This is a genomic window from Gammaproteobacteria bacterium, assembly GCA_015709635.1.
Classification (GTDB): Bacteria; Pseudomonadota; Gammaproteobacteria; order Burkholderiales; family Nitrosomonadaceae; genus Nitrosomonas.
In genome coordinates, this window is sequence record CP054180.1 from 400,854 (window position 1) to 415,894 (window position 15,041).

At 51.5% G+C, this 15,041-nt stretch carries 16 protein-coding genes and 1 pseudogene; 12 read left to right on the forward strand and 5 right to left on the reverse strand.

Going from position 1 to position 15,041, the window contains the following annotated elements; translation table 11 throughout:
* Positions 1-121: 121 nt before the first annotated feature.
* Genes trpC through HRU78_01860 form a run of 3 tightly spaced genes read right to left on the reverse strand, consistent with a single transcriptional unit; the run spans position 122 to position 2,603 of the window.
* Positions 122-982, reverse strand: coding sequence for an indole-3-glycerol phosphate synthase TrpC (gene trpC, locus HRU78_01850; protein ID QOJ22541.1), 861 nt, complete (start codon positions 980-982; stop codon positions 122-124).
* Positions 983-989: 7 nt separating this feature from the next.
* Complete coding sequence (trpD, locus tag HRU78_01855) at positions 990-2,015, reverse strand: anthranilate phosphoribosyltransferase (protein QOJ22542.1); 1,026 nt, start codon at positions 2,013-2,015, stop codon at positions 990-992.
* A 21-nt stretch (positions 2,016-2,036) separates the two neighbouring features.
* The gene (locus tag HRU78_01860; GenBank protein QOJ22543.1) at positions 2,037-2,603 is read right to left on the reverse strand and encodes an aminodeoxychorismate/anthranilate synthase component II; all 567 of its coding nucleotides are present in this window, start codon (positions 2,601-2,603) and stop codon (positions 2,037-2,039) included.
* A gap of 261 nt (positions 2,604-2,864) precedes the next feature.
* Here HRU78_01860 and rpsF point away from each other — a divergent pair, with 261 nt between their 5' ends.
* The 8 genes from rpsF to HRU78_01900 all read left to right on the forward strand — a co-directional run bounded on the left by rpsF (position 2,865) and on the right by HRU78_01900 (position 8,717).
* Positions 2,865-3,284: a 30S ribosomal protein S6 gene (rpsF, locus tag HRU78_01865; GenBank protein ID QOJ24869.1), complete on the forward strand. Its 420-nt coding sequence runs from the start codon at positions 2,865-2,867 to the stop codon at positions 3,282-3,284.
* An 11-nt stretch (positions 3,285-3,295) separates the two neighbouring features.
* Complete coding sequence (gene priB, locus HRU78_01870) at positions 3,296-3,592, forward strand: primosomal replication protein N (GenBank protein ID QOJ24870.1); 297 nt, start codon at positions 3,296-3,298, stop codon at positions 3,590-3,592.
* 20 nt (positions 3,593-3,612) lie between these two features.
* The gene (locus tag HRU78_01875) at positions 3,613-3,894 is read left to right on the forward strand and encodes a 30S ribosomal protein S18 (GenBank protein ID QOJ22544.1); all 282 of its coding nucleotides are present in this window, start codon (positions 3,613-3,615) and stop codon (positions 3,892-3,894) included.
* A gap of 12 nt (positions 3,895-3,906) precedes the next feature.
* Positions 3,907-4,362, forward strand: coding sequence for a 50S ribosomal protein L9 (locus tag HRU78_01880; protein ID QOJ22545.1), 456 nt, complete (start codon positions 3,907-3,909; stop codon positions 4,360-4,362).
* A 114-nt stretch (positions 4,363-4,476) separates the two neighbouring features.
* On the forward strand, positions 4,477-5,865 hold the full coding sequence (dnaB, locus tag HRU78_01885; protein QOJ22546.1) for a replicative DNA helicase: 1,389 nt from the start codon (positions 4,477-4,479) through the stop codon (positions 5,863-5,865).
* A 169-nt stretch (positions 5,866-6,034) separates the two neighbouring features.
* Positions 6,035-6,871, forward strand: coding sequence for a CPBP family intramembrane metalloprotease (locus HRU78_01890; GenBank protein ID QOJ22547.1), 837 nt, complete (start codon positions 6,035-6,037; stop codon positions 6,869-6,871).
* Between the two features lie 55 nt (positions 6,872-6,926).
* On the forward strand, positions 6,927-8,084 hold the full coding sequence (locus tag HRU78_01895; GenBank protein ID QOJ24871.1) for a hypothetical protein: 1,158 nt from the start codon (positions 6,927-6,929) through the stop codon (positions 8,082-8,084).
* A gap of 264 nt (positions 8,085-8,348) precedes the next feature.
* Positions 8,349-8,717 (forward strand): hypothetical protein, encoded by a 369-nt coding sequence (locus HRU78_01900; protein ID QOJ22548.1) that lies wholly within the window; start codon positions 8,349-8,351, stop codon positions 8,715-8,717.
* 303 nt (positions 8,718-9,020) lie between these two features.
* On the opposite strand, the pseudogene HRU78_01905 reads toward HRU78_01900, so the two are convergent.
* Positions 9,021-10,455: pseudogene (locus tag HRU78_01905) on the reverse strand (IS5 family transposase).
* 171 nt (positions 10,456-10,626) lie between these two features.
* On the opposite strand from HRU78_01905, the gene HRU78_01910 reads away from it, so the two are divergent.
* The 3 genes from HRU78_01910 to HRU78_01920 all read left to right on the forward strand — a co-directional run bounded on the left by HRU78_01910 (position 10,627) and on the right by HRU78_01920 (position 13,011).
* Positions 10,627-11,604: a 2-hydroxyacid dehydrogenase gene (locus HRU78_01910; GenBank protein QOJ22549.1), complete on the forward strand. Its 978-nt coding sequence runs from the start codon at positions 10,627-10,629 to the stop codon at positions 11,602-11,604.
* 208 nt (positions 11,605-11,812) lie between these two features.
* Entirely contained in the window at positions 11,813-12,442 is a 630-nt protein-coding gene (locus tag HRU78_01915) for a PEP-CTERM sorting domain-containing protein (protein QOJ24872.1), read from the forward strand.
* 236 nt (positions 12,443-12,678) lie between these two features.
* Complete coding sequence (locus HRU78_01920; GenBank protein QOJ22550.1) at positions 12,679-13,011, forward strand: QacE family quaternary ammonium compound efflux SMR transporter; 333 nt, start codon at positions 12,679-12,681, stop codon at positions 13,009-13,011.
* A 7-nt stretch (positions 13,012-13,018) separates the two neighbouring features.
* Here the strand turns inward: HRU78_01920 and HRU78_01925 are convergent, their stop codons facing one another.
* On the reverse strand, positions 13,019-14,338 hold the full coding sequence (locus tag HRU78_01925; protein ID QOJ22551.1) for a histidine decarboxylase: 1,320 nt from the start codon (positions 14,336-14,338) through the stop codon (positions 13,019-13,021).
* 146 nt (positions 14,339-14,484) lie between these two features.
* Here HRU78_01925 and greB point away from each other — a divergent pair, with 146 nt between their 5' ends.
* Positions 14,485-15,033 carry a transcription elongation factor GreB gene (greB, locus tag HRU78_01930; protein ID QOJ22552.1) on the forward strand — a complete coding sequence of 183 codons (549 nt, stop codon included), beginning with the start codon at positions 14,485-14,487 and terminating at the stop codon, positions 15,031-15,033.
* Positions 15,034-15,041 lie beyond the last annotated feature (8 nt).

The window sequence follows — 15,041 nt, forward strand, 5'->3', positions numbered from 1 at the left end:
CGTCAGGAGTTTTCTACGACATTTATCTATAAATCTTGAGGAAACAAAGGACTACCCTGCTTTTATAGCAATTGCGGCAGCACGTTATTGATGGAAGTTTTGCATCGAGGACAAAAACGATTCAGGAAAATAATCGCGCTAGTTCGATACCCGGATCTTCCGCCCGCATGAAGGCTTCGCCGACAAGGAAGGCGTTAACATGATGAGCGCGCATGAGCGCAACATCAGCAGGAGAATGAATGCCGCTTTCCGTGACAACAATTTTGCCGGGCGGAATTTGCTTTAACAATTCTAATGTCGTATTAAGCGATGTCTCAAAAGTCCGTAGATTGCGGTTATTGATACCGACCAGCGGCGTATCGAGTTGCAGTGCCATTTCCAGTTCGGCTGCGTCGTGCACTTCGACCAGAACAGCCATTCCTAGCGCATGGGATAATTGCTCCAGCATGCGCATGTGCTGCAGAGGATCAACGATTGCCGTGCTCGATGGATCATTGGATTCCATGACGAATGCGCTGACGATCAATAAAATGCAGTCGGCGCTCATGGCGCGTGCTTCGGCGATTTGATATTCATCCAGAATAAAATCCTTACGTAAGACCGGCAGTGCGCATGCGGCGCGCGCTGCTTGCAGATAGTCCGGGCTGCCCATGAAAAACTGTCTGTCCGTCAATACCGACAGGCAGGCTGCTCCATGCTGCGCGTAGGTTCCGGCTATTTCTGCCGGTAGAAATTCAAATGCACTGCCGTTGTCACTGCCCGAGCGTCCGCGCAGCACTCCCTTGCTGGGGCTGGCTTGTTTGATTTCGGCGATGACTGCCGATTGCCCTGCGTTTATTTTTGCCGTGATCGCGGCCGCGAAATCACGCGCGGGAGGTGTGGATTGCGCTTCCCTAAGCAATTGATCATAAGGTTTCAATGCTTTGGCGGCACTGACTTCTTGTTTTTTGACGGTAAGGATTTTTTTTAAAATGTCGGACATTGCGATACTAAATTGAATTTCTGTGGGTGAACTCAACCAGGTCATGGAGCTTCTTCAACGCAGCACCGCTTTCGATGGCGCGCAGCGCGGCTTTGACTCCCAGCTCGAAGGTGTCAGCGATTCCGGCGGTATAAATCGCTGCGCCGGCATTCATCAGTACGATATCGCGGGCCGGCCCGGCGGCATTTTCCAATACCGATAGCAGCATTGTTTTGGCATGCGCGCTGTCAGCAACTTGAATGGCATCGATTGAGGATGTTTTTAAACCGAAATCTTCCGGCCTGATGGTATAAATGTTGACTTGGCCGTTTTTCAATTCGCCGATATTGGTTTTTCCGCTGATGGTAATTTCATCCAATCCATCTTCGCCGTGCACGATCAAAACATGCTCACTGCCCAAGCGCTGCAATACATGCGCCAGGGTTGTCACCAGATCGGTATTAAACACACCTAAAACTTGCCTTTTGGCGCTGGCGGGATTGGTCAGCGGACCGAGAATATTGAATAAGGTCTTGATGCCGAGTTCGCGCCGCACCGGTGCGGCGTGTTTCATGGCGGCGTGGTAATTGGGGGCGAACATGAAGCCGGCGCCGATTTCATTAATGCTTTGCGCAACCTGCTGCGGTGTTTGGTTGAGATTAACGCCCAGTGCTTCCAGTACATCCGCGCTGCCCGATTTGCTGGAAACCGACCGTCCACCATGTTTGGCGACACGCGCACCGGCTGCTGCGGCGACAAACGCCGATGCCGTTGAGATATTGAAGGTGTGCAAGGAATCGCCACCCGTGCCGCAAGTATCCACCAGATAAGTGTTATCGGATACATCGACTTGGGCGGCAAATTCGCGCATCACCTGTGCAGCGGCCGCGATTTCTCCGATAGTTTCCTTTTTTACCCGCAGACCGATAATGAGCGCGGCGATGAGCACAGGGGAAATATCGCCTTGCATCATCTGACGCATCACGGAAACCATGTCCTCATGCATTATTTCCTGATGCGCAGTAATGCGATGAAGCGCTTCTTGTGGCGTCATGATTGCCCTTGTTTGTCCGGCTTATTGCCGGGAAAGAAAGTTCTCGAGCATTTGATGCCCATGCTCGCTCAGAATGGATTCGGGATGAAATTGAATGCCTTCGATTGCCAGTGTCCTATGGCGGATGCCCATGATTTCGCCGTCTTCAGTCCATGCGGTAATTTCAAGGCAATCCGGCAGCGTGGAACGTTCAACGACAAGGGAATGATAACGGGTAGCGGTGAACGGACTGGGCAGGCCGCGGAAAACGCCGGTGTTGTGATGAAAAATGGGCGATGTTTTACCGTGCATCAATTGTTTGGCATGAATAACCCGTCCGCCGAATGCTTGCCCAATGCTTTGATGCCCCAGACACACGCCCAGAACCGGAATATTCTCACTGAATTGCTTGATAACCGGCAGCGATACGCCCGCTTCGTTGGGAGTGCAGGGTCCGGGAGAAATCACGATTCGCTCGGGATTCAATTGGGCGATTTTATCCAGGGTGATTTCATCGTTACGGTATACAACGACTCTTTCGCCCAACTCGGAGAAATATTGCACCAAGTTGTAAGTGAAGGAATCGTAGTTGTCGATCATCAGCAACATAGTTTTAACTCTTTGTTTGTATTTACTATCGTTTAATTATTGCGGGAGAGATTATAGCAAATGATGAATGTCTGCGCGCAGCTGGTGAATTTTACCAGCTCGGCCGCGAGGCGAATAACAGAATCGCAATTATCTGAAAGGTAATTGCTATTGCCTTAATAATTCATTAAAATTACCGGCTTTTCAACCTTGTCTCACCACATGGAAACATGGAAACATGGAAACATGGAAATGATGGGAGACTTTACCCAAAAGGAAATTATGCGACATTACGAAATCGTTTTTATTGTTCACCCTGATCAAAGTGAACAAGTACCTGCAATGATCGAGCGTTACCGCGGCATTGTCACCGCAAAAGATGGCAAGATCCATCGCGTGGAAGACTGGGGGCGCCGCCAGCTCGCGTATCCGATTCAGAAAGTTCATAAAGCGCATTATGCGTTGATGAATATCGAGTGCAATCAAGAAGCGTTGGATGATCTGAATCATGCGTTCAAATTCAGTGATGCTGTGCTACGCCATCTAACCATTAAGGTCGGCGGCCCTATCACGGAACCCTCGGCAATGATGCGCCAAGAGGAAAGGGAAAGAGCGAGTGCTGCGGGAGGGGGCACTGCGGACGCAGCTGCCGATGAACTGGAATCGGATGATGCTGCTGAAGAGTCCAGCGCTTCTGCGTAGAAAAATTGCAATTGGAATGTAATCGCACCATTATTTGCGGAAAAATTGTCAAGCTGGGCGTTTTGCGCTACACACCGGCCGGTGTCGCCGTGATTGAATTTACCGTCAGTCATGTATCGCGGCAAAAGGAAGCGGGCTTGGTGCGGCAAATAATATTGGATATTTTTGCGGTTGCATTGGGACAATTGGCTCTTACGATCGCCAAGTTCAAGATCGACAGCAGAGTTAAACTGACCGGGTTTCTCAACAGAAAGAGTCATATGAATCCACAATTGGTTTTGCATGCCGAGCATATCGAACTTATTTAATCAGTTAATAGGAATTTAAAATGACACGTTTTACCAGACGCAAAGACAGCAAGGATAAAGAAAGAGAAAAGAAAGCCAACCGTCCGTTATTCAAACGCAAAAAGTTTTGCCGTTTCACTGCGGAAGGCATCAAGCACGTGGACTATAAAGATATTGGAATTTTGAAAGATTTCATCAGTGAAAATGGCAAGATCATCCCGGCGCGTATTACCGGCACGACCTCTTTCTATCAGCGGCAGCTCAGCACAGCGATTGAGCATGCGCGTTTTCTGGCGCTATTGCCGTATACCGATCGTCACTAAGGAGTAACTGCAATGCAAATTATTTTGATGGAAAAAGTGACTAACTTGGGACAATTGGGCGATATCGTGAATGTCAAAAGCGGTTTTGCACGCAATTATCTGATTCCGCAAGGAAAGGCGAGGCGTGCAACCGAGCAGGCCATCGCAGAATTCCAATCCCGCCGCGCGGAATTGGAGAAAAAACAAGCGGCTGCTTTGGCGGCGGCTCAGACAGTGGCTGCCAAACTCGACGGATTGCTGGTGCAGATTACGCAAAAAGCCGGCAGCGACGGGAAACTGTTCGGATCGGTGACCAATGCCAATATCGCCGAAGCGCTGGCTGGGCTCGGTTTTACTGTGGAGCGAGCTATGATCCGTATGCCGCACGGGCAATTAAAGCAAGTTGGCGATTATCCGCTGACCATTGCGCTGAATAGCGATGTGACCGCCAATATCACCGTATCGGTATTGGGTGAAGCCGCGGTGTAACAATCTGATTCATAGGCTGTTGCGTTTTTAAAAGGACTATTTCGATAGTCCTTTTTCATTTGCCGGTCAGCAAGTGATAGAATCAGAACTCCTTCAATGGTGTTTCCGAATCCTATGGCACAATCACCGGTCAGTCTTCATCAAGAGCAGTTTCTCGATCCCTATAAAACGCCGCCGCACTCGATAGAAAGCGAGCAGTCGGTACTGGGCGGACTGATGCTGGATAACAATGCCTGGGAAAAAGTCGCCGATGTCATTACCGACAGCGATTTCTACCGGCACGATCACCGCTTGATTTATCACCATATCTGTAAGCTGATCGAACACAACAAACCGGCCGATGTGATTACCGTGGCGGAATCCATGGAAACCTCCGCGGAACTGCAAACCGTCGGCGGCCTGGCGTATATCGGTACGATTGTGCAAAACACGCCATCGGCGGCGAATATCAAACGCTACGCTGAAATCGTCCGGGAACGCGCGATCATGCGCAATCTGGCGCAAATCGGCGTGCAGATCACGGATTCGGCGTACAACCCGGTTGGACGTACTGCAGCGGATTTGCTCGACGAAGCGGAAGCCAAGGTATTTGAAATCGCCGAGGAAGGCGCGCGCGGCAAGGAAGGTTTCATCGGTATCCAGCCGTTGCTGAAACAGGTGGTGGAGCGGATCGAGCTGCTCTACAGCCAGGATAACCCCAGCAATGTCACCGGTATCGCCTCCGGTTTTCACGATCTCGACCAAAAAACCTCCGGATTCCAGCCGGGCGATCTGATCATCGTGGCGGGCCGTCCCTCGATGGGTAAAACCGCTTTCTCGTTGAATATTGCCGAACATGTCGCGCTGGAATTAAATAAACCGGTGGCAGTGTTCAGTATGGAAATGGGCGGCGCGCAACTGGCGATGCGGATGTTGGGGTCGGTCGGCAAGCTTGATCAACATAAGGTGCGCACCGGCCGTCTGGAAGACGAAGATTGGCCCAAACTTACGCACGCCTTGGGAAAGCTGAACGAAGCGCCGCTTTACATCGATGAGACCGCCGCATTGAATGCCTTGGAGCTGCGCGCGCGCTCTCGGCGGCTGTACCGCCAGTACGGCGAATTGGGTTTGATCGTAGTCGATTATTTGCAGTTGATGTCATCCACCGGTCAGGGAGAAAACCGCGCCACGGAAATTTCGGAAATATCGCGTGCTTTAAAAGGGCTGGCAAAAGAACTGAAAGTGCCGGTGATCGCGCTATCGCAGCTTAACCGCAGCCTGGAGCAACGCCCCAACAAACGCCCGGTGATGTCCGACTTGCGCGAATCCGGCGCAATCGAACAAGACGCCGATGTGATTCTGTTTATCTATCGCGACGAAGTGTACAACCCGGATTCGCCGGACAAAGGTATCGCCGAAATCATTATCGGCAAGCAGCGTAACGGTCCGATCGGCAAAGTCGATCTGACCTTCCTCGGCGAATACACGCGCTTCGAAAGCCATGCCCGGCCGGAATATTATTGATTCCGTCTGCTGTTGTTAGAGCCTCTCATTTGTATATTCATTAATGTGAAGCTTTCAGCTGGAAGCGCTCACAAACAATTAACAAACCATTTACATAATTTTTCCCGCAAACCAAACTGGAAGAGGCTATCTAAGGATTTCCAGTCGGGTTGAATAAAATGCATTAAAGATGATGAATAAAAGACTTTTTTCATTTGTTTTTCTGAAGTCGGAGATCGATTCATTACGGTCTTTGCAGAAAAATGTCAGAAAAATCGATGTAAAGGTTGTACTGGTCTGCTTGGTCGTCGCTTTTTCCCTTACTTGTACGCGTTATCTGGGCGATGCTCAATTCCTCATTTCTATTCTGTACGATGTAAAGTTGACCGGCTTGGCGCAGGCTATGAGCCATGTCCTGCAACAGCATGCCAGTGCGCAATTGCATCAGTTGATTTACTGGGCAGCGGTGATCATTTTTTTTTACTTCGTTTTCCCGGCAGGTATCATTTTGTTTGTGTTCAAGGAAAGCCTGACCGAGTACGGATTGCAACTGAAGAATGCCGGTAAAGGTTATCTGCTGTATCTCGGCATGCTGGCGATCATGGTGCCGCTGGTATTTTATTTTTCCGGCAGCGAGAGCTTTCTCGATCGCTATCCGTTTTACACGGTGGCCAGGAATGAAAGCCTGTTCCCCAATTTCGTCGTATGGGAAATCGTGTATTTCCTGCAATTTCTCGCATTGGAATTCTTCTTCCGCGGTTTTATTCTGCACGGCACCAAGCAGCGTTTCGGGTTTTATGCCATTTTCGTCATGGTGATTCCGTATTGCATGATCCATTTCGGCAAACCGATGCCGGAAACGATTGCCGCGATCATCGCGGGTGTCGTTTTAGGATTTCTGAGTTTAAAGAGCAAAAGTATCTGGCTCGGTGTTATGATTCACTGCAGTGTCGCACTGACCATGGATCTATGCGCACTGTATCGAAAAGGCATATTTCAGGATAGTGAGATAATCGGTGGACTATAAGAACGCGCGTCTGAATCGGCAAAACCGTTTGTTGCGACTCTTGCCGTTTCTGTTCATGCTGATTATCCTGGGCGGCTGCCTGTCGCCGATGGCTTTGAACCGGGCCGTGCTTGCCTACGATGATGCCATCACCGATGCGGTTTCGCAGCAGCTGCTGATCAATATCGTGCGCGCCCACCATCGCCAGCCGGTTCATTTCACCGGCGTATCCAACATCGCCGCGACATTTAATTTCCAAGCGAATGCCGGTGCCACGCCGTCGCCGGGCGGATTGGCCGGTGCCGTGATATCGCCGGTTTTCGGCGGCAGCGTATCGGAAAGCCCGACCATCAGCATCGTGCCGATCGAAGGGGAGGAATTTACCAAGCGGCTGCTGACGCCATTTTCGCAAAACAAATTGACCTTGCTGCTGCGTCAGCGTTTCGATGTCGATTTGCTGTTGCGCATGATGGCGCAGGAAGTGCGCCTGCTGGATGCAAAGCAACCGAACGGCGTTTATCGCAACAGTCCGGCGGATAAAACCGGCTATGAAGTGTTCCGCCGCGTGGTGCTGCATTTATCGGCGATCCAGGATTTCAACCAGTTGTACGTCGAACCTCTGGCGCTGATCAATACCTGGGTTATTCCGGCTAGCACTATCACAGCGGATGGTTTTCAGGCGCTGCAAAAGGAATTTATCGTGCACTATAACCCGCAGGACAATACCTATACACTGCGCAAACATGTGGCCGGGCCGATCCTGATCACCAACTACGATCCTAATATATTGTCCGATGAAGAGCGTGAAAGTCTGCGCCAGCGAGTGGGAGACGGCAACAGCAGCGATATCGCGTTTGATATCCGTGCCGGGCACTACGGCGGGGAATGGCCGATCAGCGGTATTTTCCGCCTGAGAAGCTTTCACTCGATTCTCGGCTTTCTCGGCAAGGCGCTCGGCGATGAAGTGGGTTATCACGTCGAGAAAGATCCGCGCACACCGCCGATTTTGGCCAACGAGAATCCCGACCTGACCATGGAATTTGTCGTTTCCAATACACCGCCGCCGGATGTCGATTTTTCCATCCGCTGGGATGGCCGCTACTACGCGGTTAATACCAAAGGCCCCTACGCGCGCTGGAACCGCGATGCCTTTCAGTTACTATTCCTGCTGTTCCAGATGACCGTGACCGACATCCCGCGCGTCGGCGTGCCGAGTATTACCATCGCGAAATAAATACCGATTCTGAAATGGTGAAGCTTGTGAAAATGGGGAAGGCGGTTTGTGAATGTTGCAGACGGAGAAGTTGGTTAAAATTCGAGTTCTTAATGCTTCCTCTCGTGTTACCACCCGTATATACCCTTATATTTGTAGGCAAATAACTACAAGAAAAATAAGCACAATGCTTATTCATTAATGACGCCAATCACTCTAATATGAAAAGGGGAGGGGTAATCAAAAGATCTCCCATTGATCAATTAATTTGAAAGGAGTTATAAAATGAGCGTAAAAACAATGACGTTTTTTACCAGCATCATGATCATGATTCTTTTTTCACTGAGTGCAATGGCAGGGGAAAGCCATCTGGTTCACGCAATCAAGCACGCTGAAGCTGCAGCCGCTGCGGCTGATGGCAAAGCAGTCGCCGAGCATGCCGAGAAGGCGAAAACGCATGCCATTGATGCAAAAAGTGATAAAACCTCTAAAAGCGACCCTGCACATATCGATGAAGGCATAAAGTGCCTGGATGATGCGATCAAAGAAGGCAAGAGTGGAAATACTGACGCAGCCAAGAAAGCTGCCGCAGATGCTGTAAACCATTTCAAGCAAGCCACATCCGCACCCGCACCCAAGCAGTCGTCCTACTAGCTTCAGCACCCTAAAATACGGTGAATTACGGGTTCACCGTATTTTTCCATTTACTTTATTTTTCTTGTGCTCATGGACTACGCAATCGACCGGTGCGGAGGGTATGTCCTGCTTGGGGCGTGCTGCCCGATCCCTGGCATGCAGTAACTTGAATCTGAGTATTGCATGCAGCTAGACGCCAGTGCGGTCTTTGATTTCATTCCAAGCTAGGGCCATGTAGTTTCCGGTGCTTCGCAGCGAGTCAAATGCGCCCGATTCTACGTGATCGCCATGGGAACGTCCAAGTAGTCGCCCCTGCAAAATTCACACAGTCATGCCGACAAACGAACGTTTTGTGTAAAAGGTGTTGATCAGTTGCAGCAGCGCAAGTCGCAATAAAGAATTCTTGATGCCCAAACGGTGTATAGCTCTCATCAGCCAGCGCAGATTGTAGCCAGCCGCACATAACACAGCGTGCAGTGCATCACCCAACTGACCTGGTAACCAGCAGCGATTCATTCGGTGATCCGACTTCAGATGCCCGATTGCAGGTTCCACGGCCTGCCGGCGCTTGAGCCAGCGCCGCTGCGGTTTCGTCAGCGACTTGTACTTGCCGCGATGGATGATTTCCACTGCCGGATTGTCAGCATCCACTCCCCGGAACCCGAGATCGGCAATAACCTGCTTCGGTATTGATCCGGTATCTTCGAGTAGCCTGTGCGTTTGTTCGAGCTGTTGGTGGAGAATATGACCATCGTAGGGATTGCCAGGAAAGGTTCTGGCACCGACTATCAGGCCGCTTTTGTGCGTAACAGCAATGCCGGCTTTAACTCCGAACTCGTAAGGTTTGCGTGCTTTGCCCTTGCCGATGCATTCGGCTTCCGGTGCGTGCAATGCATAGAGTTTGTTGTTGTCCTTGGGTTGCTGCTTATGAATCCGTCCTGCCCGTTCCAATAGCGTGGTCAATTGCTGCAGCGATGCGGCACAGACCGTCGTCACGGTTGCCAGTTTGCGCTGGATCTCCCGCAGCACGATACCAAGGATCGTGCGTTGGCGTTTAACGGTTTTGTGCAGACGCCGCAATTGCCTGGCGTGGGCATAGCCGCCTGCCCTTCGGCGCAGCGCCTTGCCTTCTTTGGCGTAGGTTTGCTTCAAGGTGATGCCAGCCCGTCTGGCTGCTTGCACAATCTTGCCGCGAGCAATTTCCAGTAACCGGCTATCTACCGGATGCGCAATTGCCTTTTCCTGAATTGTCGTGTCAACAATCACTCGTTTGAATTCAGCCGGTTTGACCGCCTTGGTGTGCACCGCAGTGTCAATCGTTGCCTTCAGCAGCTTCTCAACACCAGCTTCACCAATGGCGGTGCGGAAACGGCCAATCTGGGTGGCATCACACGGCAACTTCGATGTGTAATATTCCTCGCCGCTGAAATACTGTCACACCACATTCTCCGGCCAGCGAACCACCAGCTCTTCGTCACTGAGGTTGAGCATGCTTCAGATACAGCAACGATGCCATCAACCGGATCGGCAAGCGGGGGCGACCCGCAGTGCTCACGCCCCCACTGGCAATCGCCAATGTTGTGCCAAAAAGATCGTTGATCTCCAACACTTCACCCTGACGGTTTTTACGCTCAAAAGCAGGGACAAGTGCTGCTTCAATATCAGCCCACGGCAGTCGATTCGACAGCACTGCCAGGGGATGACGCAGATCAATTATCTGATCGAGACGCGCTCGGAAAAAATCATCGGTCGGCATTTCAGTTCCTCTTGATTCTCTCAATGTTTTGATGCGAATAGTATAAATTCTCAGGGATCAATGCCGTCTAAAATTTGATGATTCCTGCAGTTCATGCAAGCTCTAAGTGTTTTGCAGGGATGACCAAGTATCGCCTGTGGTATGATTTTCCGTCATTATCGGGAGCAAGGTATGCGCGCTATTTTTCTGGATTTCGGTTCCGTCACCCGCGGCGATATGGACTGCGCCGCGCTGGAGCGGGCGGTTGCGCCGTGGCGGTTTTATCACGACAGCACCGAGGCGGAAGTGGCGGAGCGTATTCGTGACGCCGAAGTGATCGTCAGCAACAAGGTAACTATCAGCCGTGAGGCGATCGCCACGGCGAAGCAACTCAAACTGATTTGCATCGCCGCGACCGGTTACAACAATGTCGACCTGGTCGCGGCAGCGGAATACAACATGCCGGTGTGCAACGTACGCGGTTATGCCACGCCTTCCGTGGTGCAGCATGTGTTCATGCTGATGCTGAATCAGGCGCGGCATTTTTCCGACTATCAGGCTTTGGTGAAGCGCGGCGGCTGGCAGGAGAGCCAGTTTTTCTGTCCGCTCGATTATCCGGTCATCGAGCTGTCCGGCAAAAAGCTTGGCATCATCGGGTACGGTGAGCTCGGGCAGGCTGTGGCGCAAGTCGCGCAGACGTTCGGCATGCAGGTAGTGATCGCGGAACATAAAAACAAACCGCCACGCTCCGGCAGAACTGCGTTCGATGATGTGCTGCGGCAGGCGGATTTCATTACGCTGCACTGTCCGTTGTCACCGGAAACGCAGCATCTACTCAGCCACAGGGAATTTGAGCTGATGAAGCCGTCGGCGTATCTGATCAATACCGCGCGCGGCGGATTGATCAACGAAACCGATTTGCTGCAGAGCTTATCCGACGGGCGGATTGCCGGTGCGGCCATCGATGTGATCCAGGGCGAACCGCCCGGTGCGGATAACTTGATCCTGCGCGAATTGCCGCCGAACTTGATCGTCACACCGCACATCGCCTGGGCCAGCCGCGAATCCCGCCAGCGTTTGCTGGATCAGCTGGCGGGCAATATCGAAAACTTTTTCCGGAATAAGCCTTTCAACCAAATCACCGATGTGCTGAATGGCACTCATAATTAGTACAAAAATCAGTATTCAATAATAAAAAAACCGGTAGAATTGGAAGGAAAATTCCTACATGCTGCAAAAGAGGGATTTTTTTGTACGAGAATAACTCGCTGATGCCATTCGGCATTATTTACTGCCGCGAGCGGTGTGCAATGAACGAATAACGTACAAGGTATCAATCCGGTCATTTTTTAATTTAAGGAGAAAAATAATGAAAATCATGAAAAGCGCTACGCAAGTTGCCGCTGCGCTCGGGTTTTCTATGCTGTTGAGCGGTGTCAGTTACGCATCGCCGGCAGGATCGATCACAGTGACGAACCCCGGCCCGTTGGGTTCTTTCAGCATCAATACCGCTGCTTTTGACGGCACCAGCGGTCAAATCGAGAAACTCACGTTCGATCTGTCCGGAACGCATTGCACGGATGGTGGAAGTTGCATACTGGGAGAGTCGCTGGTATTCGGTGGTTCGGGCGGCGGAACTTTTATCTTCGACCCGGCAGCCAATGGAACATCGTCATTATTCGGTGCAGTCGGTTCAACCGTATTCGGTTTTGACTTCACTGGTTTCGATTCACTGGACGTATTCCAATTTTCCTGGGATCCGGACGTCGCCAGTAACGGCGGTTACGGCGCAATCGTTGCCGAACTGGCGGGTACCGTGATTACGGCATCGGTTCGTTTCGCCGATAGTTCGGTTCTTGTCTATTCAGGAACGATGGGCATTGTCGGACCGGATGTTGCCGCCAATCTCGTTCCCGTTCCGGAACCTGAAACTTATGCCATGTTGCTGGCAGGTCTCGGTGTGCTCGGTTTTGCCGGTTATCGCCGCAAGCAAGTAACGGCAGCCTGATCGCAAGATAATTATCGATCGCTCTTTAAAGGAACCGGCGCTGCGATAAAACGCAGCGCCGGTTTTTTATAATCCATCGGACTGAACGCATTCAGTCGTTACATTCATCTTCATCATGCAGCGTTCATGCTGCGGTTTGCTTATACTCAATCTTGTTTTGGTAACATAGCGGAGCTATTCCATGCGTCCGGTTGAAACCGGTGCGTGTGGTTATCCAGATACAGGGAGTGATGCTCATGCAACAATGGATTTTTCTTGCTATTGCAATCGTCAGCGAAGTGATCGCCACGTCGTTTCTGAAATCGGCCGAGGGATTCACCCGTTTGTGGCCGTCGCTGATCGTCGTCATCGGTTATTTGCTGGCTTTTTATTTGCTATCGTTGACGCTTAAAACGATCCCGGTCGGCGTGGCATACGCGATCTGGTCCGGTGTGGGTATCGTATTGATTGCGCTGAGCGGCTGGCTGTTTCTCGGGCAAGCGCTGGACACCCCCGCGCTGATCGGTTTGACGCTGATCGTCGCAGGGGTTGCTGTCATCAACGTTTTTTCCTGCACCATGCCGCATTGACGTGCTGTCACGCTTTACCCAGATCAGTTAGGAATTGATCCAGGATTTCCTTCTTGGCGTGCGGCATGATCACGACATGCGCGTAAGGTGTGAGTCGATTGCCGCTCTCCAGCCGCATGGTTGCTAATGAATAGCGGTTCACCACGGCTTCAGTGGGTTTTCTGAAATAAACGATGTTCGAGCGGTCATTCGCGCTTACCGGTTGCAAATGAGGATAATGGCCGGTCATTTCTTTCAGCAGATAAGCGGTGTTGTCCAGCACCGCTTTGGCGTCCGTGGCTTGGCGCGCAAAGGCGGATTCCGAGCTGAAGAAATAAAATTCGGCCGGTTTGACGGCATCGCGCGAACAGGTGATCGTACCGGGCACTTGCTGGATATATTCCGGATCGTGGATTTTGCTGAATGGCGCCAGAAACGATTCGAAGTTCGTCCGCGTGGTAATGAATAGCCCGGCGGGTGAAGGAAAGCCAAAGAATTTGTGGCACGAGACGGCGATCGAGTCGTAGCGCTGGCGTTTTTTACCTGTGACCGGATCGGCTGCTTGGTGCAACAGATCGGCGGCAAACGGTGTATGCGGCAAGTAACCGCCGAACAAAGCAGCGTCGAGATGCAGATACGATTCCCGGCCTTTGAGTTTGGCTTGGATGCCGTCGATCGAATCGATCGCACCTTTGAACGTGGTGCCGATGGTGGCGATGATCAGGGCGGGATGATCCCGATTGGCATTCAGTTGCTGCTCCAGGTCGTTAACATCCATGCCACCGCCGGGATCGGTTGCTACCACTACCCAGTCGAGATGCAGCAAATCCCGCAGAATTTGGATCGAATAATGCGCTTCCGCTGTGAAGTAAATTTTCGGCATCACACCGGTGCGGTTTTGCAAAATCGTGCGTCCCATGTAGAGCCCGTGCATATTGCTGTCGGTACCACTGTTGCTTAAGAATCCCCAGATATTTTCGCGCGGGAATCCGTACACCGCGCCGAACCGATCGATCAGTTCTTGTTCAAACGGATGGCTGTTAAAAGGAATGTGGCTATGATCGTACGGGTTGCCGACATTATTGAATGCAAACCGGTTCAAGCCGGCACGCGCAAGCTCATTGCGCCAGTCGAAGAACGCTTCCGGTAGTGCCGTCATGTTGATCGGGTAACCGAGAAATTTATCTTTTTGCCGCATGAGATTTTGCAGCGCATTTAACGTAGCAGGCGCTTTGAATTGCGAATGATGATGCGCCAGCGGTTGCGCCGTGAGCGCTTGGGGTGAGCATGCGGCCACCAGGGCCGTTGCGCCGGATATGCTCAGAAATTGGCGCCGGTTCATTAACATGGATAATGGCCTCCTGAACAATACACTCCTTAGATGCTGGGCTGCTGGTAAGGTTTCTTCATGATCTTGCGGTCGAGTTGCCTTGAAATGACGATGGAAGACCGTTATCTTAATGTTTTATCTGTTTCCGGTGACAATTGTTAAGTATGAATAAAGCCTTTACCAAGGAAAACGAAGAAGACGACGAACCCGACGATACGCCGAAGTTACCGCAGGGGGTGAAAAACTACATCACACCGGCAGGGTATCAGCGGCTGAAAGACGAGTTCGATCAATTATGGAAAGTGGAGCGCCCGGAGTTGGTGAAAACCATTACCTGGGCGGCTTCCAATGGCGACCGCTCGGAAAATGGCGATTACATTTACGGCAAACGGCGCTTGCGCGAAATCGACCGGCGCTTGCGTTTCTTATCCAAACGGCTGGATAACGCCGAAGTGGTCGATCCGGCGCAACGCGGCGAATGTGATCAAGTGTTTTTCGGCGCCACTGTGACTGTCTGCAATAGCCAAGGCAAAGAGCACACCTACAGCATCGTCGGCATGGACGAGGCCGATCCCGGCTGCGGACGCATCAGTTGGATTTCACCGTTGGCCAAAGCATTGTTGAAGGCGCGCGAAGGCGATGTGGTGAGGTTGCACACGCCGGGTGGATTGGAAGAACTGGAGGTGGTGGAGATTCGGTATGAGGCGTTGTGAGCCAGGAC